26 protein-coding genes are annotated in these 26,931 nt (G+C 66.7%); 11 read left to right on the top strand and 15 right to left on the bottom strand.

Translation table 11 applies throughout. The features are described 5' to 3' along the window. The first annotated feature begins 63 nt into the window (after positions 1-63). The 4 genes from AC1DEZ_RS08505 (at position 64) to AC1DEZ_RS08520 (ending at position 4,373) form a co-directional block, all read left to right on the top strand. Entirely contained in the window at positions 64-1,086 is a 1,023-nt protein-coding gene (locus tag AC1DEZ_RS08505) for an amino acid ABC transporter substrate-binding protein (protein ID WP_476779663.1), read from the top strand. A gap of 183 nt (positions 1,087-1,269) precedes the next feature. After that, complete coding sequence (locus AC1DEZ_RS08510) at positions 1,270-2,442, top strand: amino acid ABC transporter permease (protein ID WP_476779409.1); 1,173 nt, start codon at positions 1,270-1,272, stop codon at positions 2,440-2,442. Position 2,443: 1 nt separating this feature from the next. Then, on the top strand, positions 2,444-3,565 hold the full coding sequence (locus AC1DEZ_RS08515; RefSeq protein ID WP_476779410.1) for an amino acid ABC transporter permease: 1,122 nt from the start codon (positions 2,444-2,446) through the stop codon (positions 3,563-3,565). A gap of 124 nt (positions 3,566-3,689) precedes the next feature. Further along, entirely contained in the window at positions 3,690-4,373 is a 684-nt protein-coding gene (locus AC1DEZ_RS08520; RefSeq protein ID WP_441511829.1) for a lysophospholipid acyltransferase family protein, read from the top strand. An 11-nt stretch (positions 4,374-4,384) separates the two neighbouring features. Here the strand turns inward: AC1DEZ_RS08520 and AC1DEZ_RS08525 are convergent, their stop codons facing one another. Then, positions 4,385-5,116 (bottom strand): EipA family protein, encoded by a 732-nt coding sequence (locus AC1DEZ_RS08525; protein WP_476779411.1) that lies wholly within the window; start codon positions 5,114-5,116, stop codon positions 4,385-4,387. 147 nt (positions 5,117-5,263) lie between these two features. On the opposite strand from AC1DEZ_RS08525, the gene AC1DEZ_RS08530 reads away from it, so the two are divergent. Beyond that, positions 5,264-6,607, top strand: a complete 1,344-nt coding sequence (locus AC1DEZ_RS08530; RefSeq protein ID WP_476779412.1) for an ATP-binding protein — start codon at positions 5,264-5,266, stop codon at positions 6,605-6,607. A gap of 6 nt (positions 6,608-6,613) precedes the next feature. Here AC1DEZ_RS08530 and AC1DEZ_RS08535 read toward each other — a convergent pair whose 3' ends face one another. From AC1DEZ_RS08535 to AC1DEZ_RS08570, 8 genes are all read right to left on the bottom strand, one after another. Continuing rightward, positions 6,614-7,297, bottom strand: a complete 684-nt coding sequence (locus AC1DEZ_RS08535) for a response regulator transcription factor (protein WP_476779413.1) — start codon at positions 7,295-7,297, stop codon at positions 6,614-6,616. A 144-nt stretch (positions 7,298-7,441) separates the two neighbouring features. Then, complete coding sequence (locus tag AC1DEZ_RS08540; RefSeq protein ID WP_476779414.1) at positions 7,442-8,086, bottom strand: outer membrane protein; 645 nt, start codon at positions 8,084-8,086, stop codon at positions 7,442-7,444. A 225-nt stretch (positions 8,087-8,311) separates the two neighbouring features. Continuing rightward, positions 8,312-9,187, bottom strand: coding sequence for an alpha/beta hydrolase family protein (locus AC1DEZ_RS08545; protein ID WP_476779415.1), 876 nt, complete (start codon positions 9,185-9,187; stop codon positions 8,312-8,314). Beyond that, the gene (locus AC1DEZ_RS08550; protein WP_476779416.1) at positions 9,184-10,203 is read right to left on the bottom strand and encodes an ABC transporter ATP-binding protein; all 1,020 of its coding nucleotides are present in this window, start codon (positions 10,201-10,203) and stop codon (positions 9,184-9,186) included. Before AC1DEZ_RS08550 ends, AC1DEZ_RS08545 begins: the two co-directional genes overlap by 4 nt. Further along, complete coding sequence (locus AC1DEZ_RS08555) at positions 10,200-11,180, bottom strand: ABC transporter ATP-binding protein (protein WP_441511822.1); 981 nt, start codon at positions 11,178-11,180, stop codon at positions 10,200-10,202. The genes AC1DEZ_RS08550 and AC1DEZ_RS08555 overlap by 4 nt, the downstream gene beginning before the upstream one ends. Beyond that, complete coding sequence (locus AC1DEZ_RS08560) at positions 11,177-12,085, bottom strand: ABC transporter permease (RefSeq protein ID WP_476779417.1); 909 nt, start codon at positions 12,083-12,085, stop codon at positions 11,177-11,179. The genes AC1DEZ_RS08555 and AC1DEZ_RS08560 overlap by 4 nt, the downstream gene beginning before the upstream one ends. Next, positions 12,082-13,059 (bottom strand): ABC transporter permease, encoded by a 978-nt coding sequence (locus tag AC1DEZ_RS08565; protein WP_476779418.1) that lies wholly within the window; start codon positions 13,057-13,059, stop codon positions 12,082-12,084. The genes AC1DEZ_RS08560 and AC1DEZ_RS08565 overlap by 4 nt, the downstream gene beginning before the upstream one ends. Before the next feature lie 79 nt (positions 13,060-13,138). Beyond that, positions 13,139-14,752, bottom strand: coding sequence for an ABC transporter substrate-binding protein (locus tag AC1DEZ_RS08570; RefSeq protein ID WP_476779419.1), 1,614 nt, complete (start codon positions 14,750-14,752; stop codon positions 13,139-13,141). Between the two features lie 92 nt (positions 14,753-14,844). Between AC1DEZ_RS08570 and AC1DEZ_RS08575 the strand changes: the two genes are divergently transcribed. Continuing rightward, positions 14,845-15,717, top strand: a complete 873-nt coding sequence (locus AC1DEZ_RS08575; protein ID WP_476779420.1) for a MurR/RpiR family transcriptional regulator — start codon at positions 14,845-14,847, stop codon at positions 15,715-15,717. 118 nt (positions 15,718-15,835) lie between these two features. On the opposite strand, the gene AC1DEZ_RS08580 is transcribed toward AC1DEZ_RS08575, so the two are convergent. From AC1DEZ_RS08580 to AC1DEZ_RS08600, 5 genes are all read right to left on the bottom strand, one after another. After that, the gene (locus AC1DEZ_RS08580) at positions 15,836-16,813 is read right to left on the bottom strand and encodes a MurR/RpiR family transcriptional regulator (protein ID WP_476779421.1); all 978 of its coding nucleotides are present in this window, start codon (positions 16,811-16,813) and stop codon (positions 15,836-15,838) included. A 106-nt stretch (positions 16,814-16,919) separates the two neighbouring features. Then, complete coding sequence (locus AC1DEZ_RS08585) at positions 16,920-17,765, bottom strand: ABC transporter permease (protein WP_476779422.1); 846 nt, start codon at positions 17,763-17,765, stop codon at positions 16,920-16,922. Between the two features lie 10 nt (positions 17,766-17,775). After that, positions 17,776-18,717: an ABC transporter permease gene (locus tag AC1DEZ_RS08590; protein WP_476779423.1), complete on the bottom strand. Its 942-nt coding sequence runs from the start codon at positions 18,715-18,717 to the stop codon at positions 17,776-17,778. A gap of 94 nt (positions 18,718-18,811) precedes the next feature. Next, on the bottom strand, positions 18,812-20,377 hold the full coding sequence (locus AC1DEZ_RS08595; protein ID WP_476779424.1) for an ABC transporter substrate-binding protein: 1,566 nt from the start codon (positions 20,375-20,377) through the stop codon (positions 18,812-18,814). Between the two features lie 243 nt (positions 20,378-20,620). Beyond that, positions 20,621-21,508: a LysR family transcriptional regulator gene (locus tag AC1DEZ_RS08600; RefSeq protein WP_476779425.1), complete on the bottom strand. Its 888-nt coding sequence runs from the start codon at positions 21,506-21,508 to the stop codon at positions 20,621-20,623. 87 nt (positions 21,509-21,595) lie between these two features. On the opposite strand from AC1DEZ_RS08600, the gene AC1DEZ_RS08605 reads away from it, so the two are divergent. The 5 genes from AC1DEZ_RS08605 to pcaDC all read left to right on the top strand — a co-directional run bounded on the left by AC1DEZ_RS08605 (position 21,596) and on the right by pcaDC (position 25,933). Further along, entirely contained in the window at positions 21,596-22,036 is a 441-nt protein-coding gene (locus tag AC1DEZ_RS08605; protein WP_476779426.1) for a PACE efflux transporter, read from the top strand. Between the two features lie 196 nt (positions 22,037-22,232). Continuing rightward, complete coding sequence (locus AC1DEZ_RS08610) at positions 22,233-22,943, top strand: CoA transferase subunit A (RefSeq protein ID WP_441511811.1); 711 nt, start codon at positions 22,233-22,235, stop codon at positions 22,941-22,943. Further along, positions 22,943-23,605 (top strand): 3-oxoacid CoA-transferase subunit B, encoded by a 663-nt coding sequence (locus AC1DEZ_RS08615; protein WP_476779427.1) that lies wholly within the window; start codon positions 22,943-22,945, stop codon positions 23,603-23,605. The genes AC1DEZ_RS08610 and AC1DEZ_RS08615 overlap by 1 nt, the downstream gene beginning before the upstream one ends. Next, on the top strand, positions 23,602-24,741 hold the full coding sequence (locus tag AC1DEZ_RS08620; RefSeq protein ID WP_476779428.1) for a lyase family protein: 1,140 nt from the start codon (positions 23,602-23,604) through the stop codon (positions 24,739-24,741). Before AC1DEZ_RS08615 ends, AC1DEZ_RS08620 begins: the two co-directional genes overlap by 4 nt. A gap of 10 nt (positions 24,742-24,751) precedes the next feature. Further along, a complete protein-coding gene (gene pcaDC / locus AC1DEZ_RS08625) occupies positions 24,752-25,933 on the top strand; it encodes a bifunctional 3-oxoadipate enol-lactonase/4-carboxymuconolactone decarboxylase PcaDC (RefSeq protein WP_476779429.1) in 1,182 nt (393 codons plus the stop codon). A 6-nt stretch (positions 25,934-25,939) separates the two neighbouring features. Here the strand turns inward: pcaDC and AC1DEZ_RS08630 are convergent, their stop codons facing one another. Continuing rightward, the gene (locus AC1DEZ_RS08630) at positions 25,940-26,815 is read right to left on the bottom strand and encodes a helix-turn-helix domain-containing protein (RefSeq protein WP_476779430.1); all 876 of its coding nucleotides are present in this window, start codon (positions 26,813-26,815) and stop codon (positions 25,940-25,942) included. Positions 26,816-26,931 lie beyond the last annotated feature (116 nt).

Consider the following 26,931-nt stretch of genomic DNA (forward strand, 5'->3'; position numbering starts at 1 on the left):
CAATAGGCTCCCTGTCGACGCGCCGACGACAGGCACGCACCAGGGGAAACGCCTATGCCAAAAATGTTCTGCAAGCTGGCCGCGATCGGTCTCGCCGCGGCCGCCTTTTCCGTGTTCGCCGCTCCCGCATCGGCGCAAGCGACGCTCGAGGCTGTGAAGAAGCGCGGCAAGATTCTCTGCGGCGTCTCCCCCACGGCTCCGGGCTTCTCCTACGCCGACGACAAGGGCGTTCGCCAGGGCTTCGACAGCGACATCTGCCGCGCCGTGTCATCCGCCGTCTTCGGTGTTCCGGACAAGGTCGACTTCGTTCCGCTCAACACCAACGTCCGCTTCCAGGGGCTTCAGTCCGGCGAGGTCGACCTGCTTTCGCGCCAGACGACGATGACCTTCTCGCGCGACACATCGCTCGGCCTCGATTTCGCGCCGGTCGTTTTCTATGACGGCCAGGGCCTGATGGTTTCGAGCAAGCTCGGCGTGAAGAGCGCGGCGGAGCTGTCGCAGTCGGCCGTCTGCATCCTACCGGGCACGACGACGCTGCAGAACCTCGAAGACTACTTCAAGCCGCGCAACATCAAATACGAGGCGGTCGTCTTCGAGAATCCCGACGAGTGGCGCAACGCCTTCTTCTCCGGCCGCTGCGACGTCATCACCACCGACCGTTCGGATCTCGCCTCGGTGCGCGCGATCGCGAACGACCCCAAGCAATACGTCATCCTGCCCGAGACGATCTCGAAGGAGCCGCTTGCGCCCGTCATCCGCCAGAACGACAGCAACTGGCGCGACATCGTCTCCTGGACGGTCAACGCCCTGATCGCGGCCGAGGAGTACGGCATCACCAAGGCCAATATCGACGAGCAGCTCAAGAGCAAGGACCCCGAGATCCAGCGCCTGCTCGGCGTCAACGGCGATCTCGGCAAGATGCTGAACCTCGACAACAAATGGGCCTACAACGCCATCAAGCAGCTCGGCAATTACGGCGAGCTCTTCGAGCGCCATCTCGGCGAGAAGACCCCGCTCGGCCTGACCCGTGGCCCGAACCAGCTCTGGACCAAGGGCGGTCTGCTCTACTCCCCACCCTTCCGGTGATCCCGGCCATCGCATCGGACCGAAAAGTGGCTTCCGCTTTTTAGAAAATCCGATGCGGTATCAAATGAATAGATCGCCGTCGTCGCGTCCGGTGGGACGCGCGGCGATCTGGCGTTCCCTCGATTGACCTGAGACCGCCGGCCGTCGCGCGCGGCCGGTGCGTCTCCAGCACGGAACAGCCCGATGGCCTCTCCAGCATCCAGCCCGCTGCGGCTCATTTACGATGTGCGCGTGCGCGCCGTGCTCTATCAGGTCGTGGCCGTGGTCCTCGTCGTCGGGATCGGCCTCTACCTCTTCGGCACGGTCTCGCGGAAGCTCGCCGAACAGAACATCGCAACGGGCTTCGCCTATCTCTCCCGGCCGGCGGGCTTCGTCATCAGCCAGTCCTTCATCAGCTACGAATCCAGCGACACCTACGGCCGCGCCATTCTCGTCGGGCTGCTCAACACGGTCTGGGTTTCGATCTTCGCCGTTATCCTCTCGACCGTGCTCGGCCTGATCGTCGGCATCGCCCGACTGTCGCGCAATCCGCTCCTGTCCTTCCTCGCGCTGATCTATGTCGAGGCGCTGCGCAATGTGCCGCTGCTGCTCTACCTCTTCCTCTGGTATGCGCTGATCGTCGCGGTGTTTCCGCCGGTGCGGGACGCCTGGCAGGTGCTGCCCGACGTCTTCCTCAGCAATGGCGGCCTGATCGTCCCTTCGCTGCGCTGGTCGGCCGCCCATACCGGCGTGCTGGTCTCCGCCTTGGCCGGCATCGTGCTCGCCTTCGTGGTCGCCGCGTTCATGCGGCGCCACCGCGTCGCGTCCGGCCACGCCAGGGCCGCCTGGCCCTATGTGCTCGTCGCCCTCCTCGCGCCACCGCTCATCGGCCTCTTGCTGTTTCAGCCGGATCTCGTGGTGAACTGGCCGGAAAAAGGCCGCTTCCGCATCACCGGGGGCCTGCAGGTCACCCCGGAATTCACCGCGCTTCTGGTCGGGCTCGGCCTCTCAGCTTCCGCCGGCATCGCCGAGATCGTCCGCGCCGGCATCCTCGCGGTCGGGCGCGGCCAATGGGAGGCTGCGCGTGCCGTCGGGCTGCACGACCGCCAGACGATGCGGCTGGTCGTGCTGCCGCAAGCGCTGCGCGTGATCATTCCGCCGCTGACCAGTTCCTATCTCTCGACCTTCAAGAACTCCTCGCTCGCCATCGCGATCGGCTACCCCGATCTGGTGATGGTTTCCAACACCACGATGAACCAGACCGGACAGGCCATCGAGGGCATCGCGATCTTCATGCTGGTCTATCTCGGCCTGTCGATCACGATCTCGCTGCTCATGAACTGGTACAACGCCCGCGTCGCCCTGGTGGAGCGCTGAGATGTCCGAGCTCACCAATACGGCGATGCTTGGCGTCGAACGCGCCGACCGCCCCCTGCAGGGACAGCGGCGTTGGCTGGCTGGGCTGAAGCCCTTTGTCGGCTCTCCGCTCAACGCCGCCATCACCCTCGCCTGCCTCTGGCTGATCTATCGCCTCGTGACCGGCGCTTGGGGCTGGCTCGTCACCCGCGCGGTGACGGAAGGCGGACCGCAGGCCTGCAAGGCCGGGAACGGGGCGTGCTGGCCCTTCCTGGCGGCGAAGCTGCGCTTCATGATCTTCGGCTTCTATCCTTACGAGGAGCATTGGCGCCCGGCACTCGCCGTGCTGCTGTTCCTCGCTGCGGTGATCATCTCGATGATTCCGCGCTTCTGGTCGCGGCGTTTGGTCTGGCTCTGGCTCGCTGTCGTCATCGTCTGCGGCGTGCTGATGTATGGCGGGCTGTTCGGCCTCATGGTGGTGAGCACCACGAACTGGGGCGGCCTGCCGCTCTCCTTCATGCTCTCCTCGGTCGGGCTCGCCTTCGGCTTCGTGCTTGGCGTGCTGCTGGCGCTGGCGCGCTCCTCGAAGCTGCCCGCAATCCAGGTCATCGCCGTCATCTTCATCGAGACGGTGCGCGGGGTGCCGCTGGTCTCGATCCTGTTCATGGCCTCGGTGATGCTGCCGCTGTTCATGCCGGACGGTGTCACCATCGACAAATTGCTGCGGGCGCAGGTCGCAATCATCATCTTCGCCGGCGCCTATATCGCCGAGACCGTCCGCGGCGGTCTGCAGGCAGTGCCGAAGGGCCAGCACGAAGCCGCCGCCTCGCTCGGCCTCGGCTATTGGCTGTCGATGCGCAAGATCGTGCTGCCGCAGGCGCTCAAGATCGTCATCCCGCCGCTGGTCAACATCTTCATCGGCTTCTTTCAGGACACGACACTCGTCACGATCATCGGCCTGCTCGACTTCCTCGACACGGTGCGCTCGGCAATGCGCGATCCGGTCTGGCAGGGCATCGCCGTGCTGGAGGGCTATGTCTTCGCGGCGCTGGTCTATGCCCTGCTCAGCTACGGCATGGGCTCCTATAGCCGCTTCATCGAGCGCCGCCTGCGGACGGACCATAGCCATGGCCGGAGCGCCTGACGGGGCGGCAAGCGCGTTCAAACCCTGATTTTGTGCGAAGCCGGCCTCTCCGCCGGCTGCCGCGCAATGTTCCAGCAAGCCGGAGCACCGACCACTCCATGTGATTCATCATGGAGAGCGGAAGATGCGTCCCAGCTCAGGCCAGTCAGCGGCGCTCGCCGGCCGCGCACTGCACGGCTATATCAACCTCGTGCAACGAACCACCCGGTTCAGGCCGGTCATTCCCGGGGCCTGTCCTTGGGAGCGCAGCCGCGAGCCGTTCATCGCCCTGACATGGCACGGCCAGCAGATGCTGAGCCTTGCGGCGCTCGAGGGGGCATCGCGCGTGGCAATCCTGGCCTCGCTGCATTTCGATGGCGAGGTCGTCGCCTCCGTCGTCGAACGGGCCGGTTTCCGGACCATCCGTGGCTCGGGGACGCAGAGCCGCCCGAAAATTCAGACCAAGCGGGCAATTCCAGCGTTCTTCGAAATGCGGGACGCGCTCCGCGACGGCACCAGCGTCGTTCTCACGGCCGACGTGCCGAAAGTGTCGCGGGTGGCCGGCAAGGGCGCCGTGCAGCTCGCCCGCGTCACCGGTCGGCCGATCTACCTCTTCGCCGCCGTCACGAGCGCGCGCTTCGATCTGACAAACTGGGACCGGTCCAGCATCGCCCTGCCCTTTGGCCGCGGCTGCATCCTCTGGTCGGAGCCGCTCTATGTCCGAAAGGGTGCCGACGATCGCGAGGTCGGCCTCATCGCCATGGACATCTCGGCGCGCCTCGACGAGCTCCACTCTGCGGCCTACCAATCGCTCGAGCGGGCCCGCTGAGCATCGTCCCGTCAGGGGCGTCCCGGCGGCGGACAATCGGCCGGATTGCCGCAGATGTTTGCTGGTGGGCGCAGGATCTCCGGCGAACCCGCCGGCTCGATGCGGATGCGGCTGAGATCGCCCGAGAAGCGCAGGCCAAGGCCCGACGAGATGAGGACGATCCGCGCGCGCGGCGAGGCGAGGATCGTCGCATTGGCCCCGGCCAGGAAATGGGCGCTGCCGCCGAGGCTGGCATAGTCTCCGAACACGTCCTCCCGCCGGTCAAGCCCGTAGACCAGCATGATCACCCGGCCGTAATCGGCGCCGAGTCCGATGCCGACCGACAGCGCCGACCAGATCACCGGCTCAGGGGACCCGTCCGAAAAACGCAACTCGCCGCTGCCATGTCGCCCGCCGACAACGAAAGAGCCGCTCAGCTCGCCGCCGACGATATAGGCATTGGGCTCGCCGAACAGGGCGAACGCACGTTCGATCGGAAGGCTGACCGTTTTCGACGCGGTGTCGAATACCCCCTCGACCAATCGCAAGATATCGTTGCGCGATGTCGTCGGCAGTTGGCCCGGCCGGATCTGTTCCTTCGCCGGCGGTCTGCCCTGTGCCAACGCCGTGGCTTCGATCGGCGCGGCCGCGAGCAGCGCCGCCAACGCCCAGACCGGACGGCTCCCCCTTGCCACGGTGCGCAACACAGGCATCAGGTTGGCAGATCCATGGAAGAGTTGAACGGCAACGCTATTACGGTCCATGCAGAGCGAGCCAGAGCAGCGCGCCCTGTCCGACAAGCCATACCCGCACAGAGGCTCCGTGACGACCCGCAACATTGAACCGATTTCCGTGAGGCCGTCGCCGGCGACTTCGAACGCTCACGGCCGTCGTGAGAACGGGGGCCTGGCGTGACCTCGCTGTCGCGCGCCCTTACGCTCCGGCTCGGCCTGCTGGGCATCGTCCTGTTCGCGGCCTTCATCGCGGCCGTTCTGGCGTTCACCTTCATCACCGAAGACCCTGGCGCCCTACGCAACGACGTCACCTCACAAATCATCCAGCAAGGCGTACGGCCGTCGACGGGCGGCGGACTGCAGGTCGAGAAGACCGCGGCGCTTGTGCAGATCGAGCATGCCAGCCCCCGTCTCTGGTATCTCGTCTCCGATGGACGTTCCGTCGTCGAGTATGCGCCAGAGTTGCGTCCGGGGTTGCCCATCGACATCCGATTGGATGGCCCGACGATCGCGGCGCAGATGCGCGTCGGCGGCGACAACGCACTCGCCTTCGACGTGATCGAGAAGGATGGCAGCCGCGTCATCGTCGCGACCGGCGGCGGCGTGCCGGGTTGGGACCTGATCCTCGGCTATTTCCTGCGCGCGATCGCCGGTCCGGCCTTCGCGATCTCGGTGGTCTTCGGCATCATCATCGCTGCCGCAATCGCGATGTCGGTCTCCTATATCAGTGCGCGGCTGCGCAGCGCTGCCGAAGCGGCGGCCCGCATCGATCCCCGCGCGCCGCGCGGCCTGCTGCCGACCGAGGAAACCCCGATCGAGCTCATGCCCCTGACGACCGCGCTCAATTCGGCGCTCGACCAGATCGCCGGCAACATGGAGGGACAACGGCGCTTCATGAACAATGTCGCGCACGAACTGCGCACCCCGCTCGCCGTGATGCGCAGCCGGGTCGACGCGCTCCCGGACGAGCCGGCGCGCCTCCAGCTGACCACGGATCTGAGCCGGCTGACCACCATCGTCTCCTCGATGCTGCAACTCGCCCGCCTGCATGCCACCGAACTGCCCTTCGAACCGCTGCAGCTCAACGCGCTCGCTCGCTCCGTCCTGGCCGAGCTCGCTCCGCTCATCCTCAGCCACGGTGTGGATGTCGCGCTGGAAGAGGAGGGCGATCTGCACGGGGTGATCGATGCCAATGAGCCCACGGTCCGGGCCGCGCTCGCCAACCTCGTCGACAACGCCCTGCGCCATGCGAAGGCCAGATCGACCATTCTGGTCCGCGTCCTCGACGGAGCCGTCTTGGAGGTCATCGACGACGGCGTCGGCATCGCAGCGGCGAAGCGCCCGCAGGCGATGGAGCCGTTCAACCGTATGTCGCCGAGTTCGACCGGCGCGGGTCTTGGCCTGACCATCGTGCGCGACATCATGGCCGCCCATGGCGGCTCCATCGCCATTCTCGGCAATGAGGATGGCGGCACAACGGTGCGCCTGGCCTTCCCGCCGGACGGCACCAGCCGCGATTGAGATGCGCTAGAGCGCCGACACTGTCGTCTTCAGCATGTAGCCGATGCCGCGCAGCGAGGTGATCTCGACCTGGGCACCGGCGTCGCGAAGCTTGCGGCGCAGGCGCGAGATCTGCGCCTCCAGCGTGTTCGATTCGATCAGATCGTCGAAGCCATAGACGGCCTCGATCAGTACATCGCGGGTGACGACGCGGCCGACGCGCTGAACGAGGGCTTCGAGGATCAGCGCCTCGCGCCGGCGCAGGTCGAGAGGCTCGGCTCCGACACAGGCGCTGCGGCCCTCAAGATCGAGCGAGAGGTTACCGGCCGCAATGACCAGGGATCGCTTGGGATGACGCCGCCGCACGATCACCCGCAGGCGCGCAAGCAGCTCGCCCGGCTCGAAAGGCTTGACCAGATAATCGTCGGCGCCGCCATTGAGGCCTTCGATGACGTCGGCCTTGGCGTCGCGCGCGGTCAGGATCAGGAAGGCCGGACGCGCATCGTCGGCGCTGAGCGCCTTGACGATCGACAGGCCGTCGCCGTCCGGCAGGCGCCTATCGACGATGGCGATGTCGAAGGGCGCGGTCCGCAGGGCCGCCAATGCGGCATCGATCGTCGTGGTCCGATCCACGATCAACCCCGCATTCGTGAGAAGCGAGGACAGGAAGCTCATCAGATCCGGCTCGTCCTCGACGATCAATGCGCGCATGTCTGTCCTGTGGAGGTGCAGGGATGGAACGTGATGCCGGACAAGGGACGGTATTTCCGAACATCCCGCCCCATCCCTACCAGAGAACGGCCAAGAAGGCCGTGAATCAGGACTGGCCTTGCGAAACCGGCCGCTATGGCGGGGTCAGAAGCGGTAGTTGAGGCCGGCCTTGACGAGATGCTCGGTGACGCCGATGCGGCTGCGGGTATTGCCGAACTGGAAGTCCTGCTTGCCGAGCGAGACGTAGTTGTATTCGAGCTTGGCGGAGAGATGGTCGGTTATGCCGTATTCGGCGCCGGCACCAACCACATAGCCGATCTTGCTCTTGGTCTTCGACAGCAGGCCGTCCGTGGCCTTCAGGCTGCCATAAGCGAGACCGCCGGTGCCGTAGATCAGCACACGATCGAAGGCGACACCGGTGCGTGCCTTCAGCGTGCTGACATATCGCATGTCGGCGCCGGTGCCGGCACCGCGCTGCTTGGAGCTGTTGCCGAGGCCGTTCATCGACATGTCGCCCTCCATGCCGAAGACCATGCTGCCGAGCTGCAGGTTGTAGCCGAGCTGGCCGCCGAGCAGCACTTCGTTGCGGCTCTTCTTGGCGGCGCCGTCGAAGCGGTCGAAGGCTGCGCCGGAATGGATACCGGCATAGATGCCGTTCCAGTTGTAGGTGCGCGGCGCGGTATAGGCCGGCCACTCCTGAGTACGCGGCAGCAGGCGGTCCGCCGCCGCCGCGGGCACCGCGAACAGGGCCAGCAGGCCGAGGCCCGCCATCAAGATGGTGCGAAACATGACAACAACTCCTTGCGGCGGCTTTCCCCGCCGCCGACGCATCTGCCTGCGCCCTGGCTCCGTGAATCGGAGCGGGTCGGCATCCGCAGATCGCGTGCGAAGATTACGGGAGCGTTGCCCATGGACGAGGCGGTGACGGGGCGCTCAAACGCCCCGCGCGGGAAGCCCGACCAACCCCGGTGGCCCTCGCACCGGGTCAGCAATATTGCGCCGCAGCAGGAGTTGTCAGAGTACGGGTTCGACCTGCTTTCCAAGCTCCTCCACCGGTGGAATCCGGCCGGCTTCGAACCAATAGGCCGCCGCCGCGCGCGACATCGCCCCGCCGTCATGGCCGATCCCCGGCACCGTGATCAGCTGCCAGTTGCAGGGCACGCCAAGACGCGCGGCCTCGGCCCGGGCGAAGTCGAGCATGAAATGGGCGCGGCCATAGCGATGCGGCCCCTGAGCCAGCGCTTCGGCCTGCGCCGGCAGGTTGGGATCGTCGGTGACGATGTCGCGGTCCCCAGCGAAGAGCATCATGGGATAGGCGAGCCAGCGTGTGAGCGCACTACGGTCGAGATCGAGCCCGCCGAGCCCTTCCGGAAAGCGCCGATCGAGCGTCGGCAGCGTGTACCAGCCCGGATTGGAAGCCATCGCCGCCGCGAAGAGCTCACCGCCCTCCGTCGCCAGCATCCGGTGCACGAACTGGCCGCCGGCCGAATGGCCGAAAATGCGGATGACGGGGCTATCAATCACGCCGCCGGCCCGGAGCGCATCCAGCACGCGCTCGGGCACCGCGTAGAGCCACTGCTCGCGCGGAGCGATGGCATCGTCAGCGGAGACGACCAGACCGTTGTTGTAGCCTTCGGCTTTGGGGAAATGCTCGTCGGGAAAGGTCGGCGCGACGATCAGCAGATTGTGCTTCTCGGCCGCATCGATCCAGAAATCCCTGTAGTCGTCGCCGTTGCGCATCATGCCGTGCTGCACGACGATGACAGGGTCGTTCGGCTGGTGGCGCTCCGGGCGATAGAAATTGACAACCAGCGGCCTGTCCGGATGGCGCCGGTCGATGAAGGGCAGTGCGCCGCGCCCGACGGGCGGGTTGAGGGTGGTGGTGGTCATGCGGCCTCCGGAGCCTTGTGCAGATGACATGCGGCGCTGCGGCCGGGCGCGATCTCGGTGAGCTTCGGCCGGACCTCGCGGCAAACCGGCATCGCCTGCTCGCAGCGCGGATGGAAGGGGCAGCCGGGCGGCGGCGCCAGCGGTGACGGCAATTCGCCCTTGAGCGGCTGGAAGGCGCGCTTGCGCCGCGCCGCCGAGGGGATCGCGGCGATCAGCGCGGCGCTGTAGGGATGCGCCGGTTCTGCGAAGATCTCCGCCGCCCGCCCAACCTCGACGATGCGGCCGAGATACATGATCGCGACCCGGTCGCTGATATGGCGGACGAGGCCGAGGTCATGGCTGACGAAGAGATAGGTCAGCCCATGGCGCTCGCGCACATCCATGAACAGATTGACGACCTGCGCCTGAATCGAGACGTCCAAGGCCGAGACCGGCTCGTCGCAGACGAGGAAATCCGGCTTCACGGCCAGCGCCCGCGCGATGCCGATGCGCTGTCGCTGCCCGCCCGAGAACTGGTGCGGATAGCGCTCGCGATAGGCGAGATCGAGCCCGACCTCGCTCAGCGCCCGGTCGACAGCCCCATCGATCTCGGCCTTCGGCAGGAGTTTGTGGACGCTCAGCGCCTCGCCGACGATGCGGCTCACCTTCATGCGCGGGTCGAGCGAGGCGTAGGGGTCCTGGAAGATCATCTGGACCTTCAGCAGGAAGTCGAGTCGCTCCTTGCCTCTGAGCCCGGCCACCGGCCGCTGCTCGTAGACGACCTCGCCGGCGGTCGGCTTCAGGATGCCGGTGACGACGCGGGCGAGCGTGGACTTGCCGCAGCCGGATTCGCCGACGAGACCAAGCACCTCGCCGCGCTTCACACTGAGATCGATGCCGTCGACGGCGCGCAGCACCGGCGGTGCCTTGCCGCGGCCGGTCGCCATCAGGATGCGCTCAGCCAGCGTCGGCTTGCGTCGGAAATGCTTGGTGATGCCCTTGAGCTCGATGATCGGGGCGCTGGATTGGGCATTCATGCCGCTTCTCCCACCGGCACCGGATTATGGCAGCGGAAGCTGCGGGCGCCCTCCCCCACCGTCTCGGGATCGCGCTCGGCGCAGACCGGCTGCACGCGCAGGCAGCGCGGCCGGAACGGGCAGCCGCTCGGGCGCGCATCGATGCGCGGCGCGACGCCGTCGATCTGGTTCAGCCGCTCGCCGGGCGCGACATTGGCGGCCGAGGAGTTGAGCAGGCCGAGCGTGTAGGGGTGGCGCGGCGCATCGAGAACCTGATCGACCGGGCCGATCTCGACGACGCGGCCGGCATACATCACCGCGACCCGGTCGGCGAGCTCGGCCACGACGGCAAGATCATGGGTGATCCAGAGTACGGCCGTGCCGGTCTCGCGGGCGAGCTTCTGCACCTCGAACAGGATCTGACTCTGGATGGTGACATCGAGCGCCGTCGTCGGCTCGTCGGCGATGATCAGGTCGGGCGCGTTGAGCAGCGCCGTCGCGATCGCGACCCGCTGGCGCATGCCGCCGGAGAATTCGTGCGGGAACTGTTTCAACCGCGCTTCCGGCGAGGAGATGCCGACGCGCGCCAGCGCCTTCGCCGCCTCGGCCAGCGCCTCCATTCGGGTGCATTGACGATGCTCCAGGATTGCCTCGCTCATCTGCTCGCCGATGCTGAGCACCGGGTTCAGCGTCATCAGCGGGTCCTGGAAGATCATCGCGATGCGGTCGCCGCGCAGATCGCGCAGCCGCTCTTCAGTCGCGTTGCGCAGATCCTCGCCGTCGAAGCGGATCGTGCCAGAGACGATCTCGCCGGGTGCATCGATCAGCCGGACCAGCGAGAAGCCGGTCACCGATTTGCCGGAGCCGGACTCGCCGACGAGCCCCAGCACCTCGCCGCGCGCGACGCTGAGATCGACACCGTCGACAGCGGGCCAGGCACCGTCGAGCGCATGGAAGACGGTCCTGAGACCGCGGACATCGAGCAGGGCGTCGGTCATGAGCGCACGTTGAAGCTGCGGCGCAGCCGGTCGCCGACGAGGTTGAGCGAGACGATCAGCAGCACCAGCGCGATACCCGGGAAAACCGCGATCCAGTATTCGCCCGAGAGCAGGAACTCGAAGCCGTTGGCGATGAGCAGGCCGAGCGAGGGCTGCGTCACCGGCACGCCGACGCCCAGGAAGGAGAGCGTCGCCTCCAGCGTGATCGCGCTGGCAACGCTGATCGAGGCGACCACGAGCACCGAGCCGACCGAGTTCGGCAGCAGGTGCGCGATCATGATGTGCCGGGTCGGCAGGCCGAAATTCAGCGCCGCCTCGATATACTCCTTGCGCCGCTCCACCAGCGCGGAGGCGCGCATCAGCCGGGCATATTGCGCCCATTGCACCAGCACGATGGCGAGGATGACCTTGTCGACGCCGCGCCCGATCGAGGCGAGCAGCACGAGCGCGACCAGGATCGAGGGAAAGCCGAGCATGAAGTCGACGACGCGCATGATGATGGCATCGACGGGTCCGCCGAACTGCGCCGCGAGAAGCCCCGCGGAAATCCCGATGAAGAGCGCGCCGAGCGTCGCCGAGAGGCCGACCATCAGGCTGGTGCGCAGCCCGTAGAGGATCGCGCTCAGCATGTCGCGACCCTGCGAATCCGTGCCGAGCCAGTAGGTCATGCCGTTCATGCTGGTCTCGCCCGGCGGCAGGCGATTGTCCATTACGCTGAGCGCGGCGAGATCGTGCGGGTTCTGCGGCGCAATGACGGGCGCCAGCAGCGCGAGAAGAACCATGATGCCGAGCAGGATCGCGGCACCGCGCGTCGTCGGCCGGTTGCGGATACGGCGGAGCACCCTCTCGCGCAACGGTGTGTCGGCATAGTCGGGAACGGCGGGCGCCTTGCTCTTTGCGCTCATGCCATCTCTCCCGTCAGCTTCACCCGCGGGTCGAGCGCGGCATAGAGGATGTCGACGAGGAAGTTCACCGTGACGAAAAGCAGCGTCGCCAGCAGCACATAGGCGACCACGACCGGCCGATCGAGCTGGTAGACCGAGTCGATCAGCAGCTTGCCCATGCCCGGCCAGGCGAAGACCGTCTCGGTGATGGTGGAGAAGGCGACGAGGCTGCCGAACTCGATGCCGACCACGGTGACGACCGGGATCAGGATGTTGCGCAGCACATGCCGGCCGACGATGCGCCGGGGACGTACGCCCTTGGCGCGGGCATATTTGACGTAGTCCTGCGTCATCGTCGCGGTCGTGCCGGCGGCGACGAGGCGGATCATCAGCGCCATGTTGGGAATGGCGAGGTTGATCGCCGGCAGCGCCAGATGCTTGAGCCCGTCCAGCGTCAGCAGGCTGGTCTTGAAGCCGAGGATGGATACCGTCTCGCCGCGCCCCGCCGTCGGCAACCAGCCGAGCAGCACGGCGAACAGCAGGATCAGCATCATGCCCTTCCAGAAACTAGGCAGAGAAAAGCCGAGGATGGTGCTGCCGAGGATGATGCGCGAGGGACGGCTCTCCGGATCGAGCCCGGCATAGAGGCCGAGCGGCACGCCGGTCACGATCGCCAGCGTCATCGCCAGCAGCACGAGCTCGAAGGTCGCGGGCAGACGGGCGAGGATCAATTCGATCGCCGGCACGCCATGGACGAAGGAGCGGCCGAGATCGCCCTTCAGCGCATTGCCCATGAAGACGAAATATTGTTGCCAGATCGGCAGGTCGAGGCCGAGGCGCCGGATCAGCGCCTCGCGCTCGGCCGAGCTGGCCGAGGGCGAGACCAGAAGCTCGATCGGATCGCCGATGCCGTAGACGGCGAAGAAGACGACGACCGAAACCGCGAGCAGCACGAGCGCGCTCTGGATCAGCCGTTGCAGGACATAGGCGGTCATGGCTGAGACCGGCTCCGCTACATGTTCCGAACGGGCGGTCCAGCAGACCGCCCGTCATTTTTGGGGTGATCGGCGAGGCCTACTTGGCGGCCGGCCTGACTGACATCGCCAGCATGTATTGATCGGCGCGACCGGTGACAGCGAGGTTGGACTTGAAGGCCCAGACGCCGCTCTCGAAGTGCAGCGGGATGAAGGCGCCGTCGGCGAGCACAAGCTTGCCGGCTTCCTGCAGCAGTTCGGCCCGCTTGGCGTCGTCGAGCGTGGTGACGGCTTCGCGGATCACCTTGTCGAACTGGTCGTTCTTGTAGCCGCCATAGTTCGAGCCGCCCAGCGTCTTGGTCTCGTTGGGGGTCGGCGGCCACTGGCGCAGGAAGGACGCGGCCTCGCCGGTGCCGGAGCCCCAGCCGCCGAGCGCGGCGCTGAATTCCTTCTTGGCACGGCGCGGGAAGTAGATCGCCCGCGTCATCGCGTCGACCTCGGTCTTGATGCCGATCTGGGTCAGGTACTGCGCGACCGCCTGGGTGATCTGGCTGTCGTTGATGTAGCGGTCATTGGTGGTCGAGAGGGTGAGCTGGAAGCCCTTGGCATAACCGGCCTCGGCCAGCAGCTTCTTTGCCTGCGCGGGGTCATAAGCCAGCTTCGGCGGGCTCGGCAGCGTGCCGAACATGCCGGTCGGCAGATACTGGTAAGCCGGCTCGGCCGCGCCATCCATGATGCGCTTGACGATGGCGTCGCGGTCGATGGCGAGCGACATCGCCTTGCGAACGCGCGCATCCTTCAGCGGGTTCTTGCCATCCTCGGCCTTGACGAAGGGGCTCTGGTCGCGGGCGACGTCGAGCTGGAAATAGATCACGCGGGTCGAGGGCGTGATGACGTGGCCGAAGCGTTTGTCATCCCTGATCCGGCCGAGATCGCGCGCGGCCGGATTTTCGATCACGTCGTAATCGCCGGCGAGCAGGCCCGCGAGGCGCGGGCCGGCATTGGTCACCGGCAGCAGACGCACCAGTTCCCAGGGCTCGGCCTTGCCCCAATAGGTCGGGCTGCGCTCGAGCTCGATCGCCGAGCCCCGCACATAGGATTTCAGCTTGTAGGGGCCGGTGCCGATGGCGAGCGAGCCGTCATTGAAGCCGCTGACGGTCGGCCAGGGGCCCGTCACGCCGCAGTTCTTGGCGATGTCGTAGCTGATCGGCCCGTGCTCGACGATGGAGGCCGAGAGGATGGGAAGCGCCGAGAGCAGGTTCGGCAGCAGCGGCTCCGGATTGATGGTGTTGATGACCAGCGTCTGCGGATCGGGCGACTCGACCGAGGCGAAATTGCCGGTGACGTCGGCAAACGAATCCGACACCTTGGTCTCGTTCTTCAGCGTGCGGCAGAAGGTGAAGACCACGTCCTCGGCGGTAAACGGCTTGCCGTTAGAGAACTTCACGCCGTCGCGGAGCTTGAAGGTCCAGCGGTTCTTGCCGTCATTCTCCCAGGAAGTGGCGAGGCTCGGATGGAGCTTCTGCTTCTCGTCCTGGGCGACGAGCGAGTCGAAGATGTGCTGCGCCAGGGCGTTGTTCGGGGTGAGGTCGTGGTAATGCGGATCGACGGCGGTCGGCTCGGAAGCCAGCGCGATGCGCAGGGTTTGCGCCGAAGCCGCCGTGGCGGACAGGCACGTAGCGGCGAGCGCCGCGACGAACAGGGATTGACGCATGATGGTATCCGCTCCCGCTTGTCGTTTTGACAGGTTTATTTTCGTCGGGTAGCAAACATGAAAATTTTTGAACGTCAACAGGGCGGAGGCACATGTCCCAGGGCCTGAGGCCTTCGACGGATCTCTCGAACCGGATCGCGCAGATCTACCCCTCCCTCAGCAACGGCCACCGCCGCGCGGCCGATTTCGTGCTGCAGCACCCGCTCGACGTCGCGACGATGACGATCGAGGGGCTGGCGGAAGGGAGCGGCACCTCCAACGCGACGGTGACGCGCTTCGTCCGGGCGCTCGGCTATGGCGGCTATGGCGAGTTTCGTGGCGCGCTCTCGGCCGCGCTGAAATTCGCCCATGCTCCGGTCGACAGCTTCGCCGGCGCCCGCTCGGCCGCCGGCTCGACCTTCGCGACCGTCGAGGCTGCTCTTGCCGACCAGGCCGCCAATCTGCAGGCGGCCCGTGAAAGCCTGACCGAGGAAGCCGTGACACGGGCGGTCGAACTGCTGCTCAAGGCCCCGCGCGTCTTCATCGCCGCCTCGGGCGCGAGCCACCACGTCGCTTCGTTCCTCGAAGACGGGCTGGCGCTCTATCTCGGCGCCGACGTGATCTTCGCCTCCGCACGCACCGGCCCGGAGCGCGCGGTCCGCCACATGATGTCGGCGCGGCCGGACGATCTCCTGGTGGCGATCTCCGTCCCGCGCTACTCGCGCTCGACGCTGGATCTGGCGAGCTTCGCCAAGAAGCGCGGCGCCAAGCTTCTGGCGCTGACCGACGGCCCGACATCGCCGCTCGCGTCGATCGCCGATGTCACGCTCTTCGCGCCGGCGCGCAGCCGCCTGCTGCCCAACTCCCCCACGGCCGTCTTCGCACTCGCGGACGCCCTGATCGCCGCGGTCGCTCGCGAACGGCCGGACGCCGTCGAGGCGCTGAAGGAATTGAGCGAGAGCCTGCTCTGGACCTTTCACCAGTAGCAGCAAGAGCATTTTCAAGCGAAGCAGCTACCGGTTCGCGTGAAGAAAATGCTATAAAACAAAGACCTGGAGCATTTCCGCGCTTCGAAGAAACGCGGAAATGCTCTAGCGGGCCGCGTCAGCCCGTTTCGGACGACCCCGGATCAGAATCCAGCATCTGGCGCCAGCCGGCATGCAGGACGGACGGGTCTTCGCGGTCGACGCCGTAAGTGTTCAGCACATGGTGGAGATCGTTCATGCGGGCGATCAGTTCCGGGCCCTGACGCAGCCCGACCATGATCATCAGAATCTCGATGGCGATGAGCTGGACGACATAGGCGTCCGTTCCGACCAGCATGGTCGCATCGCGCGGCACATCCATCGGCAGGACTATGTGGCCGAGTTCGGCGAGCGGCGTGCGCGCCTGCGTCAAGGCGATGATCGTTGCCCCGCGCGCCCGGCCGACCTCGACGGCGCGCAGTAGCGCCGGCATGCGGCCGACGAAGGAGATCGCGACGAGCACGTCGGCCGAGGTCAGGGTCGCGGCGGCGACGAGCTGGAAATGGGCGTCGGAGAAGGCGTTCGCCGTCAACCCGAGGCGGAAGAGCCGCGCCTGCAGGTCCTGCGCCAGGAAATGCGAGGTCGCGCCGGTGCCGAGACAGTCGATCCGGCGCGCACGCTTGATCGCCGCCGCCGCCCGGTCGAGCTCGGCCGGGTCGAGCCGGCGCTGCCATTCCGCGATCACCGTCGTCATGCTGCCGGTGACATTGCGCACGACGTCGGCCGCGGTCTCGCCGACATGCACGGAGCGATGCAGGAAGGGCGCGCCCAGCGCCAGCGCCCCGGCGAGCTTCAGCTTCAGGTCCTTGAGGCCTTCGCAGCCGATCGCCCGGGCGAAACGCACGATTGTCGGCGCACTGACTCCGGCGCGCGCGGCGATATCCTCGACATTGGCCTTTACTGCCCAATCGGGATCGTCGAGGAAGAGCATCCCGACACGCCGCTGGCTCTCGGACATCTGGCCGAGGCCGGCGCGGATCGCGCTGAGGATGTCGGAGGCTCCGACCGTCTCCTCAAACCCTGCGGCCCTCGCGATGGGATCGGACTCGCCGGTCATGTCCGGTGAGCTCCGCCGAAACCGGCCTTGCGGATACCTGTCGTTCCGATCCTCACCCGCCGCGCGAGATCGCCGCAGGCCGAAGGGAAGAGCGGAACACCGGACATCACAAGGCCTTTCTGAGGCGCGGATCGAGCATGTCGCGCAACCCGTCGCCAAGAACTTGCAACGACAATGCCACGAAGACGATGGCGAGGCCCGGGAAAGCGACGATCCAGAAGGCATCGTCGGCATATTGCTGGCCGGAGGCGATCATGGTGCCCCAGGTCGGTGTCTCCGGCGGCACGCCGGCGCCGAGGAAGGACAGCCCGGCTTCCGCCAGCACCGCATAGGCGAAGATGAAGGTCGCCTGGACCAGCACGGGCGAAGCGATGTTGGGCAGGAGATGCACCGCCAGGATACGCGGCGTCGAGACGCCGATCGAGCGGGCCGCCTCGACGAAGGGCAGCTCGCGCACGACCAAGGTCGACGCCCGGATCACGCGCACGACGCGCGGCGTATAGACGATCGACAGCGCCAGGATGACGTTGCCGGCCGAGGCCCCGAGCACCGCGACGAGGAAGATCGCCAGCAGGATGTCGGGCAGCGCCATCAGCGCATCGACGAGGCGCATGATCGGCGCATCCAGCCGCTTGAAATAGCCGGCGATCAGGCCGAACGCGGTACCGACCGTGACCGAGATCGCCACCACGGCAAAGCCGATGCCCAGTGAGGCCCGCGCGCCCCAGACGATGCGCGAGAAGATGTCGCGGCCGAGCTCGTCGGTGCCGAACCAGTTGACCTCGCTCGGCGGGCGCAGGCGCCGCGCCACCCGCATCGCGCCGGGATCATAGGGCGAGATCCAGGGCGCGAGCACCGCAAGGACGAAGGCCACCGCGAGCACGAAGGCAGCGACGAGCACGAGCTTGCGCCGGAACAGGCTGCGGAGGAAAGCCATGACGGGAGAGTTCATCGTCGCTCCCTCAGTAGCGGACACGCGGATCGACGAGCGTGTAGATCAGGTCGATCAGGAGGTTGATCAGGACATAGATCGCGGCGACCGCCAGCAGCGCGCCCTGAATCACCGGATAGTCGCGCCTCAGCACGGCTGAGACGACGAGGTTGCCGATGCCCGGCAGCCCGAACACCGTCTCGGTCACGATCGCGCCGCCGATCAGCAGTGCCAGCGTCAGGCCGAGCACGGTGATGACCGGGACGAGCACGTTGCGGAAGGCGTGCCCGAGCAGGACGCGCCGCTCGGACAGCCCCTTCGCCCGCGCCGTGCGCAGGAAATCGGCGTCGAGGATGTCAAGCATGCTGGCGCGGGTGAAGCGCGTGATCAGCGCGGAATTCACGACCCCGAGCACCGCCGACGGCAGCAAGAGGTGCTGGAGCCGCTCAGTGAAGCTGGCTTCCGGCGATCCGTAGCCGGCGACCGGAAACCAGCCGAGCTTGACCGCGAAGAGCTGGATGAAGATCAGGCCGAGCCAGAAGCTCGGGATGTTCGCGGCCAGCATCGCAAGCCCGCTCACGGTCTGGTCGACCGGGCGTCCGCGCCAGACCGCCGAGGCGATGCCGGCGGGGATGCCGATCGCCGCAGCGATGGCGAGCGAGAACATCGCCAGAAAGAAGGTCGGCTCTGCGCGCTCCAGCAGCGCCTGCGTCACCGGCCGCTGCAGGAAGATCGACTGGCCGAGATTGCCGCTCGCGACCTCCTTCAGCCACAGGAAGAATTGCAGCAGCAGCGGCTTGTCGAGGCCATAGGCGGTCCGCAGCCGCGCGATGTCCTCCGCCGTTGCCTGCTCGCCCAGCATCAGCGCCGCCGGATCGCCCGGCGCCAGCCGCGTCAGGAAGAAGACCAGCGCGGCGACGATGAAGAGCACGAGCAGCAGGCCGGCGAAGCGGCGTCCGATATGCGCGAGCATCCAATACGCTCCGTTGGCCAAATCGGCGTGTCTGAAAATGGCCCCGGCGCGGACTTTCCGCGCCGGGGCCGACTAGGGCCGGTAGCTCCAGCGGCTACTTGGTCAGGCCGACATTCCAGAAGGACGGCCACGGCATCGCGGCGTAGTCGGTCATCTTGGCCGAGGCGCCGGAGAGCGCGCCGAAATTGCCGGCGCGGATATAGGGCACCTCGTCATAAACAACCTGCTGGACCTTGCCCCAGAGCGCGCCACGCTTGGCCGGGTCCGGCTCGGCGTTGAAGGCGGTGAGCGCGGCTTCCTTGGCCGGGCTCGACCACCAGCCCGGCGCGCCTTCGCCGAGCTGCGGCGGGGAGAGCATCGGCTCGGGCAGGAAGGCCGAATGGGTGATGTAGATGTCCCACAGCGCGGGATCGCCGCGGCGCTGGATCAGCGTCGCCCAGTCGACGACGTCGAGCTGCACCTTGAAGCCGGCCGCCTTCAGCTGCTCGGCCATGACAAGCGCCATGCGGTGATGGAAGTCGTACTGCTTCGAGTTGAGGATGCGGATCGGCGTCCCGTCATACTTGGCCTCGGCCAGCAGCTTCTTGGCGCCGGCCGCATCGCCCTTGCTGTACTTGTCCTTGCCGGCCTCGGAGAAGAAGGGCGACCCCTTCGGGAAGTGCTCGGCGGCGGTCGCGAAGAACTTCGGCTCGCCGAAACCGGCCATCAGCACCTCTTCGAGGTCGAGCGCCATCTGGAAGGCCTGGCGGACCTTCAGATCGGCCATCGGGCCCTGCTTGGTGTTGGTCGGGAAATAGGGGAAGCCGAAGGGCATGGTCAGCACGGCGCGCGCCGCGCTCGCCCCGGACAGCTTCTTGAAGCTCTCGACCGCGAGCTGGTCGGAGAACTGGTACTGGCCGGCGATGACGCCCTCGAGCCGGGTATTGGCGTTCGGCACCGGGATGAAGCGGAGTTCGTCGATCTTGGCCTCGCGCTTGCCGGCATAGCCGGAAGCCGGCTCGCTGCGCGAAGCATAGCCCTCGTGCTTCACCAGCACGACGAACTGGTCGGGCTTGCGCTCGCGGAACTTGTAGGGGCCCGTGCCGACGAACTCGGTCAGCGGATTGGCGATCGTCTCCTTCGCCATGATCGCGGCGAAGCCGGACGGCAGCGCCAGATGCGCCAGCAGCGCCGGCTCGACCTTGTTCAGCACGATCTCGACCGTGGTCGGCCCCTTCGCGGTCAGGCTGGCGAGGCTCTTCGCCAGGCCCTTGCCGCGCGGCGTCATGTCGAACCAGCGCTTCAGCGATGCCACCACGTCCTCGGCGTCGAGGTCGCGGCCATTATGCAGCTTCACGCCCTTGCGCAGCTCGATCGTGTAGGTCTTGCCGTCGGCCGAGACGGTCGGCAGCGCGGCCGCCAGCATCGGCTGCGTCGCCCAGTTGGCGTCGAAGGTGAACAGCGGCTCGTAGACATGCTGCATGATCGTGCCGACGAGATCGGCGGTCGACGCCATCGGATCGAGCGACTGCGGCTCACCGACCATGGCGAGGTTCGCGCTCGAAGCGGCCTGGGCCCAGGCCACAGCCGGAGCCAGCATGGTCGAGCCGGCAAGACCGGCGGCAAGGCCGCCCAGGCCACGGCGCGTCAAACCGGCGCGAGAGAAGGAATCGTTGTGCATCGTCACTCCCCGGATGAAACCGCCCTCGGCGGCATTATGAAATTTTATTACTGATAACGATATTCGACACTGCCTCGCGTGGCAAGATGGTGCATCGATCGCTCTCGACAAACTCCGACGATATCGGACTTTGTAGACAAAACTCATCCGCACACGCCGCCGTAGATATGTAATTTAATTCCCGCAACCTGTCGCATTCGACCCTTACCGCGCTTCGAAGCGAAAGCACGAGCGCTGATGCGATCAGGCCGCACCGATGCGGGCAGCGGCGAAGCGTTCGCGCAGCCAGCTCGCGGCCGGCCCACAGGGGCGCTGCTTGTGCCAGACCATCTCCAGCGCGACGGGCAGGTCGAAATTGTCGAACTGGAGATCGGGCATGGCGAGATCGGCGGCGACCGGCGAATGCTCGATCACGGAGCCGGAAACGAAGGCCCAGCCGATGCCCTGCTTCACCAGCTGCAGGATGACCCAGTGGCTCTCGACCCACCAGACCTCCGCCGCGACGCGCAGGCGCTGCTTCTCCGGCCCGTCGCCACGCGCCGCAACAAGAATCTGCCGGTGCCGCTTGAGATCCTCCCAGTCGACGCGGGTGCCGGCCAGCGGATGCTCCTTGCCGCAGACGAGCTTGATCGGCACCCAGCCGACCGTCTGGAAGCCGAGCTCGGCCGGCAGCACCTCCTGCCGCCACATCACCCCGATATCGGCCTGCCCGGCCAGGACGAGCTGGCTGACATCCTCCATCAGCGGGAAAAGCAGCTCCAGCTCGACATGCGGGAACCGCCGGGCGAAATCCGCGAAGAGCGCACCCAGCAGATGTTCCGGATAGAGCTCGTCGATCGCGACCACCAGCCGGTTCTCGACATGCGCCTCAAAGCCGCTGGCGACGCCGAGCAGATGCTCCCGCCGGTCGAGGATCACCTTCGCCTCGCGCAGCAGCCTCTCGCCGGCCGCCGTCAGCACGGGGTTGCGGCCGGCACGGCTGAACAGCGCGATGCCTAGATCCTCCTCCAGATTGGCCACCTGCGTACTGATTGCCGACTGCGCCTTGCGCAGGACCCGGCCCGCCGCCGAGAATGAGCCGTGCTCGGCCGCCGCGACAAAGGCTTCCAACTGCTCGAAGGAGACGCTCATCTATCTGCAATCCAGATAACACCCAACTTGAGATGCTCAAATTTGGCGATAGAAGACCGGGCGTCAACGAGAACAACGGGTTTTTGAATGTCGATGCGCTCCTTTCCCGACAGGGTTCGCCACACAGTCTTGTTCGAAGTGATCGGACTGGCGCTCGTGATTCCCGGCGGCGCCCAGCTCTTCGGACTGCCCGCGACGCATATGGGCGTGATCGGCGTCGGCTCGGCCACCGTCGCGACGATCTGGAACTTCTTCTTCAACCTCGGCTTCGATCACGCCATGCACCGGCTGGTCGGGCACACGCAGAAGAACATCCCGGCGCGCGTCCTGCATGCGCTGCTCTTCGAGGGCGGCCTTCTCCTGCTGCTCCTGCCGCCGATCGCCTGGTATCTCGGCATGGGCCTGTGGGAGACCTTCCTGATGGATCTCGCGATCGTGATTTTCTACGTGGTCTACGCCTTCCTGTTCAATCTGGCCTATGACCGGGCATTTCCGATCCCGGGATCTGAGCGGCTGGCCGCCGCCTGAAGCCGGTAGCAGATTGAACACGCCGACATTGCGCGAAGGCCGTGCCAGTTGCGTCACGGCCATAGACATTCTCCCACGTTCGTATTCTGATCGCGCCGGAAACTTTGGACCGGTCTAACTGTGGCGCCGCCGGCACCGAGGCAGCCGGAACACCGGAGCGAACGCTGAGGCCACAAGCCTCGCCCAGGGAGGACAGATGACGCGCAAGATTTACGACAGCCCCGCCGCGGCGCTGGAGGGGCTGCTTTTCGATGGCATGACGATCATGTCCGGCGGCTTCGGCCTGTCGGGCAACCCGGAAAGCCTGATTCCGCAGATCCGCGATTCCGGCGTGAAGAACCTGACGGTTATCTCGAACAATGCCGGCGCCGACGGCTTCGGCCTGTGGATGCTGCTGCAGACCCGGCAGATCAAGAAGATGATCGCGTCCTATGTCGGCGAGAACAAGCTGTTCGAGCAGCAATATCTCGCCGGTGAGCTCGAACTGGAGCTCAACCCGCAGGGCACGCTGGCCGAGCGCATCCGCGCCGGCGGCGCCGGCATCCCGGCCTTCTACACCAAGACCGGCGTCGGCACCGTCGTCGCCGAAGGCAAGCCGATCGAGGAATTCGAAGGGCACCTTTATGTCCGCGAGACCTGGCTCCGGGCCGACCTCGCCATCGTCAAAGCCTGGAAGGCCGACACCGCCGGCAACCTCGTCTATCGGAAGACGGCGCGGAACTTCAATCCGAACATGGCGACCGCCGGCAAGGTGACGGTGGCCGAGGTCGAGGAGATCGTGCCGGTCGGCTCGCTCGATCCCGAGGCGATCCACACGCCGGGCATCTACGTCGACCGCATCATCAAGAGCACGATAAACGAGAAGCGCATCGAGAAGCTGACCGAGCGCAAGAGGGAGGCGGCATAATGGCCTGGACCCGCGAAGAGGTCGCCGCCCGCGCGGCCAAGGAGCTGAAGGACGGTTTCTACGTCAATCTCGGCATCGGCATTCCCACACTGGTGGCGAACTACATCCCCGAGGGTGTGGACGTCACGCTGCAATCCGAGAACGGCCTGCTCGGCATCGGCCCCTTCCCCTATGAGGGCGAGGCCGATCCCGACCTGATCAATGCCGGCAAGCAGACGATCACGACCCTGCCGAGCTCCAGCTTCTTCTCCTCAGCCGATAGCTTCGCGATGATTCGCGGCGGCCATATCGACCTGACCATCCTCGGCGCGATGGAAGTGTCTGCGAATGGCGACATCGCCAACTGGACCATCCCCGGCAAGATGGTGAAGGGCATGGGCGGCGCGATGGACCTCGTCGCCGGTGTCAAGAAGGTCATCGTCGTGATGGATCACGCCAACAAGGTGGGCGAATCCAAGGTACTGGAGCGCTGCTCGCTGCCGCTGACCGGCGCGGGCGTGGTCGATCTCATCATCACCGACCTCTGCGTCCTGAGCTGCGACAAGGAGAATGGCGGTGGCCTCACCCTGATCGAGCTCGCCCCTGGCGTCACCCTCGACGAGGTCAAGGCCAAGACGGCGGCGCCCTTCACTGTGGCGCCGAGCCTCGCCAAGGCCGCGTGAGCGGGTTCCTCCGCTCAAGGCCGGCGACCACCGAAGCCATGCTGGCCGTGTTCTCGGACGCGGCCACGCTTCGGCATACGCTGGCCTTCGAAGCCGAACTCGCCCGCGCCGAGGCGGCGGAAGGGCTGATCGGCCCCGATGCAGCCGGCGCGATCGCCGCGCTTTGCGCAGAGATCGTAATCGACCCTGCCGCGCTTGCCGAGGAGACCGCGCTGGCCGGCACGCTGGCGATCCCGCTGGTGGCACGGCTGCGCGCCGCCTTGAGCGGCGAGGCCGCCAAGGCCCTCCACAAGGGCGCCACCAGCCAGGATGTCGCCGATACCGTACTGGCCTGCCAGATCCGCGCCGCCAGCAATCTGCTCGGCGGCGATCTCAAGCGTATCGCGACGGCGCTCGCCGCACTCGCACGACGCCATGCCGAGACCCCGGCGATTGGCCGCACGCTGTTGCAAGACGCGCTGCCGATCGGCTTCGGCCTGCGCATCGCACATTGGCAGGCCGGCATCGTGGAAGCCGCCGCCCGCCTGAACCGCGAGGTCGAAACCGGCGCAACGCTGCAATTTGGCGGCGCCGCCGGCTCGCGCGCCGGCCTCGGCGGCAAGAGCGCAGCCGTCTCCGCCCGCCTCGCTGCCGCCCTCGGCCTGCCCGACTCTCCGCCCTGGCATGCACGCCGCGGCGGCATCGCCGGTATCGCCACGGCCCTAGCCATCGCCATCGGGGCCCTCGGCAAATTGGCGCGCGACGTCTCGCTCCTCGCCCAGAACGGCATTGGCGAGGCCCGCGAGCCGGCGATCCCCGGCCGTGGCGGTTCCTCCGCCATGGCCCACAAACGCAACCCCACCGGCTGTCAGGTCGCGCTCTCCGCCGCCTTGCGCGCTCCTGGCCTCGTTGCCGGCATCCTCGCCGGTCTCCCGGCCGAGCAGGAGCGCGGTCTCGGCGGCTGGCAGGCCGAGGGTCCCGCCCTGGCAGAGCTTTTTCTGCTCGCGGCCGGCGCGGCCGGCGCCATGGCGATGGTCGCAGAAGGGCTTGAGGTCGACAAAGCCGCCATCGCCCGCAATCTCGCGGCCGCCGGCCTCGGAACCGATATCGGCGAGAGTTCGGCACTCGTCGCCGCGTTGCTCGCGCAGTACGACTAAGGGACGAACGATGCCTTTCGCAGCAAGCAGCGACGCCCGCATCTATTGGAAGCTCGAAGGCACGGACGACAAGCCGGCCCTCGTCCTGCTCAACTCGATCGGCACCGATCTCGGCCTCTGGGACGCGGCTATGCCCGCTCTCCTCCCCTCCTTCCGTGTCCTGCGGCTCGACACCCGCGGCCATGGCGCCTCCGACGCGCCAAGCGGCGACTACACGCTTGCCCAGCTGGCCGGAGATGTTGCCGCGGTGATGGACGCAGCCGGCGTGGAGCGTGCGGCAGTCGCCGGCGTCTCGCTCGGTGGCATGATCGCGATGGAGCTCGCGCTCACCCGGCCGGAGCGGGTCGCGGCGCTGGCACTGATCTGCACTTCGGCCACCATGGACAAGGCGGCATGGCAGGATCGCGTCGAAAAGGTCCGCGCCGGCGGCACAGCGGCGATAGCCGATCTCGCCATGCAGCGTTTCCTCTCACCGGCTTTCGCCACAGGCCAGCCGGCAGTCGCTGAGAGCGTCCGGCGCGGTCTCATCGCCATGAACAGCGAAGGCTATGCCGGCGCAGGCGCCGCCATCCGCGACATGGACCTGATCGGCCGGCTCGCCAGTCTCTCCTGCCCGACACTCGTCGTCGTCGGCGATCGCGACGCCTCCACCCCCTTCGCCGGCCATGGCGAGAATCTCGTCGCCGCGATCCCGGGCGCGACCCTCGAACGGCTCGACTGCGGCCATCTCGCCCCGCTCGAGGCGCCCGCTGCCCTGGCCGGTGCGCTGCGTGGCTTCCTGTCGCCCGGTCCCGATGCGGCCGGCGCTGCAGAAACCCTGTTCGAAGCTGGCCTGAAGAACCGCCGCCGCGTCCTCGGCGACGCGTGGGTCGATCGCTCGCTCGCCAATCGCACGCCATTCAATGCCGAGTTCCAGGCGATGATCACCCGCATCGCGTGGCAGGAAATCTGGAGCCGCCCCGGCCTCGACGACCGGACGCGGCGCCTGCTCGTCCTTGCCATCACCGCGAGCCTCGGCCGCTGGGAGGAATTCCGCCTGCATGTCCGCACCGGGCTGACCCGTGGCGGCTTCACTGCCGACGATCTCAAGGAGGTGCTGATGCAGACGGCGATCTATGCCGGCGTGCCCGCGGGCAACACCGCCTTTGCCGAGGCTGCCGCGGTGATGAAGGAAATCGAGGCCGCGGGCTGACCGGCGTCAGGGCTTCGCCCGATAGTCCGAGGGCGACAAGCCCGCGCGCTTGGCGAAAAAGCGCGAGAAATAGGCCGGGTCGGAAAATCCCAGCCGGAACGAGATCTGCGAGATCGTCATCGCGGTGTAGACGAGATCGCGCCGCGCCTCAATCATCAACCGGTCCTGGATGACGCGCGCCGCCGAATGGCCAAGCAGTTCCCGGCAGCTGCGTGACAGATGCGGCACCGAGGCACCGAGCGCGCGGGCGTAGTCCGTGAGCGCGTCATGGTGCTGGAAGCGCGTCTCGACCTGCTCGACGAAGCGGCGCACCAGCTCGGCCCGTGCATCCCGCGCCGGCTCGGCAACTGCGCGTGCGCCCCGCATCGCCCGCACGAACCAGGACGCGATCAGGTCGGCATAGGCGCCGAGCGAGAATTCCCGCACCGGCAGGTTCGCCGCGAACTCGCTCATCGCCAGCCGCATCGTGGCGTCGAGTGCGGCGAACTGCGCGCTCCCGACCGGCACATGCAGCACCGCTGCCGCACCGAGCAGTGCGTGCGCCTCCGGTTCGTTGCCGAACAGGCGCTTCAACGATGTCGCGGCCGCGCTGGCAACAAAACCGTTGGTATCGTCGAGGAAGGCAAATTCATGGATCGTCGACGGCGGCAAAAGCAGCACCGATCCCGGCGTCAGCTGGTGCTCGCGACCGTCGACCCGCGTCCGGCCGCCGCCCTCCGTGACGAGGAAGAACTGGAAGAGATCGTGATGCAGATGCGGCTGGATCGTCCAGCCATGCAGCGAGCTGCGCGCCACGATCGGTTCGATATGCAGCGCGTCGGGGAAGCGATCCGTCAGGCGCTCGCCATAGAGCCAATAGGCGGGGACGCTCCTGCCGGGCATGCTTTCCTCAGGATCGATTTGTCCAAGACAATGCGCGAATCCTCCATTCCGTCAATCGCGTTGCGTAGGTTATCCTTTGGTCACGGATCGAACGGTGCAAATCGACGCTCCGTGGG

The sequence above is a fragment of the Allobosea sp. 10L422 genome (assembly GCF_056395345.1).

Coding starts and splice junctions, on each gene's coding strand:
- AC1DEZ_RS08510 (WP_476779409.1), top strand. CDS start 1,270: ATGGCCTCTCCAGCATCCAGCCCGCTGCGGCTCATTTACGATGTGCGC.
- AC1DEZ_RS08615 (WP_476779427.1), top strand. CDS start 22,943: ATGGCCTGGACCCGCGAAGAGGTCGCCGCCCGCGCGGCCAAGGAGCTG.
- AC1DEZ_RS08545 (WP_476779415.1), bottom strand. CDS start 9,187: ATGACCACCACCACCCTCAACCCGCCCGTCGGGCGCGGCGCACTGCCC.
- AC1DEZ_RS08535 (WP_476779413.1), bottom strand. CDS start 7,297: ATGCGCGCATTGATCGTCGAGGACGAGCCGGATCTGATGAGCTTCCTG.
- AC1DEZ_RS08550 (WP_476779416.1), bottom strand. CDS start 10,203: ATGAATGCCCAATCCAGCGCCCCGATCATCGAGCTCAAGGGCATCACC.
- AC1DEZ_RS08505 (WP_476779663.1), top strand. CDS start 64: ATGTTCTGCAAGCTGGCCGCGATCGGTCTCGCCGCGGCCGCCTTTTCC.
- AC1DEZ_RS08515 (WP_476779410.1), top strand. CDS start 2,444: ATGTCCGAGCTCACCAATACGGCGATGCTTGGCGTCGAACGCGCCGAC.
- AC1DEZ_RS08555 (WP_441511822.1), bottom strand. CDS start 11,180: ATGACCGACGCCCTGCTCGATGTCCGCGGTCTCAGGACCGTCTTCCAT.
- AC1DEZ_RS08585 (WP_476779422.1), bottom strand. CDS start 17,765: ATGAACTCTCCCGTCATGGCTTTCCTCCGCAGCCTGTTCCGGCGCAAG.
- AC1DEZ_RS08525 (WP_476779411.1), bottom strand. CDS start 5,116: ATGGACCGTAATAGCGTTGCCGTTCAACTCTTCCATGGATCTGCCAAC.
- AC1DEZ_RS08575 (WP_476779420.1), top strand. CDS start 14,845: ATGTCCCAGGGCCTGAGGCCTTCGACGGATCTCTCGAACCGGATCGCG.
- AC1DEZ_RS08610 (WP_441511811.1), top strand. CDS start 22,233: ATGACGCGCAAGATTTACGACAGCCCCGCCGCGGCGCTGGAGGGGCTG.
- AC1DEZ_RS08570 (WP_476779419.1), bottom strand. CDS start 14,752: ATGCGTCAATCCCTGTTCGTCGCGGCGCTCGCCGCTACGTGCCTGTCC.
- AC1DEZ_RS08605 (WP_476779426.1), top strand. CDS start 21,596: ATGTCGATGCGCTCCTTTCCCGACAGGGTTCGCCACACAGTCTTGTTC.
- AC1DEZ_RS08580 (WP_476779421.1), bottom strand. CDS start 16,813: ATGACCGGCGAGTCCGATCCCATCGCGAGGGCCGCAGGGTTTGAGGAG.
- AC1DEZ_RS08590 (WP_476779423.1), bottom strand. CDS start 18,717: ATGCTCGCGCATATCGGACGCCGCTTCGCCGGCCTGCTGCTCGTGCTC.
- pcaDC (WP_476779429.1), top strand. CDS start 24,752: ATGCCTTTCGCAGCAAGCAGCGACGCCCGCATCTATTGGAAGCTCGAA.
- AC1DEZ_RS08600 (WP_476779425.1), bottom strand. CDS start 21,508: ATGAGCGTCTCCTTCGAGCAGTTGGAAGCCTTTGTCGCGGCGGCCGAG.
- AC1DEZ_RS08565 (WP_476779418.1), bottom strand. CDS start 13,059: ATGACCGCCTATGTCCTGCAACGGCTGATCCAGAGCGCGCTCGTGCTG.
- AC1DEZ_RS08595 (WP_476779424.1), bottom strand. CDS start 20,377: ATGCACAACGATTCCTTCTCTCGCGCCGGTTTGACGCGCCGTGGCCTG.
- AC1DEZ_RS08630 (WP_476779430.1), bottom strand. CDS start 26,815: ATGCCCGGCAGGAGCGTCCCCGCCTATTGGCTCTATGGCGAGCGCCTG.
- AC1DEZ_RS08560 (WP_476779417.1), bottom strand. CDS start 12,085: ATGAGCGCAAAGAGCAAGGCGCCCGCCGTTCCCGACTATGCCGACACA.
- AC1DEZ_RS08520 (WP_441511829.1), top strand. CDS start 3,690: ATGCGTCCCAGCTCAGGCCAGTCAGCGGCGCTCGCCGGCCGCGCACTG.
- AC1DEZ_RS08540 (WP_476779414.1), bottom strand. CDS start 8,086: ATGTTTCGCACCATCTTGATGGCGGGCCTCGGCCTGCTGGCCCTGTTC.